Here is a 3,567-nt window from a genome sequence, read left to right on the forward strand (position 1 = left end):
AGATATAAGTTATTTATATAGCCGTTGATTAACCCCAACTCTTACTCAATCAATGTCAAAATTTAATTGGGAAGAAATCAAGTAAATTCAACATGGATATTAAAAATGGATTTGTCGGTACAATTGGGAATACACCACTAATTCGTTTAAACAGTTTTAGTGAACAAACAGGTTGTGATATTTTAGCCAAAGCCGAATTTCTCAACCCTGGTGGTTCTGTAAAAGATCGGGCTGCGCTTTACATTATAGAAGATGCAGAAAAAAAAGGACTGCTTAAACCTGGTGGTACAGTAGTCGAAGGAACTGCGGGAAATACTGGAATTGGACTGGCGCATATCTGCAATGTCAAAGGTTACAAATGTTTGATTATTATTCCTAACACCCAATCTCAAGAAAAAATAGATGCTTTAACTACCTTGGGTGCAGAAGTTCGTACTGTTCCTGCTGTACCCTACAAAGATGCCAATAATTACGTCAAACTATCTGGGAGAATTGCCGCAGAAATGGAAAACGCCTTATGGGCTAATCAGTTTGACAATTTAGCTAATCGTTTTGCTCATTATCAAACCACAGGTAGAGAGATTTGGCAACAGACAGATGGTAAAATAGACGGTTGGGTAGCGGCCACGGGTACGGGTGGTACTTATGCAGGTGTCGCCATGTACCTAAAAGAACAAAATCCCGGCGTTAAATGTGTAGTTGCTGACCCCTTGGGTAGTGGACTATATAGTTATATCAAAACCGGGGAAATCAAAATAGAAGGTAATTCCATTACTGAAGGTATTGGTAATAGCAGAATTACAGCTAATATGGAAGGCGCACCTATTGATGATGCTATCCAAATTGATGATTTAGAGGCCTTGCGTGTTGTTTATCAACTATTAAAAAAAGATGGTTTATTGATGGGTGGTTCAACAGGAATTAATGTGGCTGCGGCTGTGGCTTTAGCCAAACAATTAGGACCTGGACATACTATTGTTACTATCTTGTGTGATAGTGGTTCTCGCTATCAATCACGCATATTTAATAGCGAATGGTTAGCAAGCAAAGGACTGATGATTAATTAGGATTCTGGCGTTGCATAATGGCGGAATTACTACGTGACTGGCATTAGCTGTACTGCATTTAATTTGTATAATTATAGCAGGCAGGATGCCTGCACCACAAGATTTAGCCAGATGAGGATTATACAATTTAGCTGCATAACAGCTTACAGTGATTTTTAGGTAAATAAACCACATTTTCCAGTCTCACGCCAAGGCGCAAAGTCGCAAAGGAAGAAAGGAATATAAAAACAAAAGTGTGGTACAAGTACATGAAAATTGCTGTAATATATGAGATCGTAGTCAGGATTTTAGTCTTATGTTTGAGAGGCTATGGGAACAGTCTTCAGGGCTAAAGCCCTGACTACAAACAAAAGATTATAATTTAATTTTTTGTGACACTTCCCTCATTCCTATAGACCTTGGTAATTTTGGGTAAGTTTTGAGAACGGATAAAAATTACTGAAAATATATAAATTCTATCAGGTGCAAATTAGAAGGGAGGGAATAAATGGATATTGAGCATCTACGTCAATCATTAAAAATCAAGTGGCTGAGTTATTATGAACAAAATCGTTCTTGGTTAGTTAAAATGCGAATTTGGAAAGATTATGATGGTATACGCCGTCCTTCTTCCGGTTACATAATCGCTACTTTATCTATTTTAGAATCAGAGCTAAAAAAAATCCTGCCTTTTATTTTGGATTTAAATAATAATCCTGATCAAATAATTGCAGCTTTAGGTTTACACTTCAATCCTGAACAGGAATTAAATAGCTTGAGATCTCAGCATTCTACAGCGAAAAATGAGATTGTTAGTACCTCTCCTATTCGTATCCCATTGACAGATTTATCTGTAACTAAAGAACGCAAACAGGTGTTATTGAAAATGAATACGGGTGTTTCAGTAGTTGCAGTGGCCACGCCAGTTTATGATCGTTCTTTAGTTAAACCACCTGTTCCCGTGGGTAGGGAACAAATAGCTACTGAAATCTCCAAAATTCCCAGCCAAAATATTCTCTTTACTGCATCTCATTCTAGCAGTAGTTTACCTTCTTGGATAGATGAATTTTGTCGGGGTAGAGGAAATGGGTGAAGCTGTATAAAATATCAGAATTAATTCATTATTAATTCATTGATAATTCTGTGTAGCTTCCCATCAGGAATTTGGGATTAAGTTGGTTAATTACCCGTTATTCAAGGGATATTCGTGAGAAACAAAGGGAATAGCTACTATTTCTCCCTCTGTTTCCCCAATTTGCACTTTTAAACCGACTCCACCAGCTTTACTTTTGATGTAACCTAGTCCAAAATGACCATCCGGGGTGGTTGTATAGCTGGTGAGTTTACCTACTTTTTCTTCACCAATGGTGATGATTGTTCCTGGTTCAGCCGCACCATGGAGATGAATACCCCAAAGGTATTGTTTTACACCTTTGTATGTATTCAATCTAGCAATGGTTTCTTGACCGATATAACAACCTTTGTTAAAAGAAATTGTCTGCCATAAACCAACTTCTAAGGGGTTATAATCATCCGTAAGTTCGGCATCTGGAGCGGGACGACCTTGTAATATTCGTAACATTTCCCATGCGCGATCGCTTAATTCTCCAGCACCATAACTGAGGATTTCATTCCACAATGTTTCTTTATTTGTGACTGGTAAAATTAGAGTATATCCTGGTATAGACAAACCACTGCCAGTAGCAAATATTATTTCATTTACTGATAAGAGATTACCATCTGGTTGACCAATTAAATCACCAGCGCCTAATTTTTCGATAATACCATGGCTTTGGGGTCCAATAAGGCTAAAAGTCGCCGTTTCTGCGGTGATATCAGTTAATTTGACCTTATCTGCAAAAAAGATATAACGATCTAACCATTTTGCTAGTAGCTGACGACGGTTAGGGGAAACTAAGAGCAAAACAGCATCATCTAATACATAACTAGTGACTAAATCAATCGTCCGGGCTGTAGATGTCACCATGACAGTATCGCAGCCCTGACCGGGTTTGAGGATTTGAAAATTATTTGTGCTTTGATTGTGTAAAAAGCGTAGTCTATCATCATCAGAAACACGGATACGACCCCAATGAGAGCGATCGCTTATAGCTACACCTTCTTTAATTAATTGGATGGCGTTTGCATTTTGATTGTTAATTGCAGATGTTAACATAATTGTGTAAGTCTATTTTGGTTTAAAGAATCAATAGCATTGTTTTGACGGTTGATATTTTGTCCCAATGGAACTTGAATTGTTTCTCCTGGTGGCAGATTATTTGATACTAATTAGAGATTTACAAGTAATAACCCAAGATGTAAAAAGAGTTGTACTTATTTTAGGCGACTACCCCAATTTTGACAACCAAGATTATGAAACTTTACGGTTTCAATAACATTTGGAAACATTTTATAAGCTTTTGTTGCACGTCCACCGATGGATTTTATGCCTTTATCTATTCATAGATTTCTGATTGTTTTTCTTTTTCTTCAACTAACAAAAATTCATGTAATTCATCTA

The 3,567-nt window shown here is 37.2% G+C and carries 3 protein-coding genes; 2 read left to right on the plus strand and 1 reads right to left on the minus strand.

The genetic code is table 11. The features are described 5' to 3' along the window. Positions 1–92: 92 nt before the first annotated feature. Both ACIR131C_RS0112610 and ACIR131C_RS0112615 read left to right on the plus strand, forming a co-directional pair. Positions 93–1,067, plus strand: coding sequence for a cysteine synthase A (locus ACIR131C_RS0112610; protein ID WP_028090490.1), 975 nt, complete (start codon positions 93–95; stop codon positions 1,065–1,067). 487 nt (positions 1,068–1,554) lie between these two features. Further along, positions 1,555–2,139: a DUF5331 domain-containing protein gene (locus tag ACIR131C_RS0112615; protein WP_028090491.1), complete on the plus strand. Its 585-nt coding sequence runs from the start codon at positions 1,555–1,557 to the stop codon at positions 2,137–2,139. 90 nt (positions 2,140–2,229) lie between these two features. On the opposite strand, the gene ygfZ is transcribed toward ACIR131C_RS0112615, so the two are convergent. Continuing rightward, positions 2,230–3,222, minus strand: a complete 993-nt coding sequence (gene ygfZ, locus ACIR131C_RS0112620) for a CAF17-like 4Fe-4S cluster assembly/insertion protein YgfZ (RefSeq protein WP_028090492.1) — start codon at positions 3,220–3,222, stop codon at positions 2,230–2,232. Between the last annotated feature and the right edge of the window lie 345 nt (positions 3,223–3,567).

This window comes from Dolichospermum circinale AWQC131C (genome assembly GCF_000426905.1).
GTDB classification, from domain to species: domain Bacteria; phylum Cyanobacteriota; class Cyanobacteriia; order Cyanobacteriales; family Nostocaceae; genus Dolichospermum; species Dolichospermum circinale.

Bases quoted from the DNA above. Each gene is read 5' to 3' on its own strand.
- ACIR131C_RS0112615 (WP_028090491.1), top strand. From the start codon at position 1,555: ATGGATATTGAGCATCTACGTCAATCATTAAAAATCAAGTGGCTGAGT.
- ygfZ (WP_028090492.1), bottom strand. From the start codon at position 3,222: ATGTTAACATCTGCAATTAACAATCAAAATGCAAACGCCATCCAATTA.
- ACIR131C_RS0112610 (WP_028090490.1), top strand. From the start codon at position 93: ATGGATATTAAAAATGGATTTGTCGGTACAATTGGGAATACACCACTA.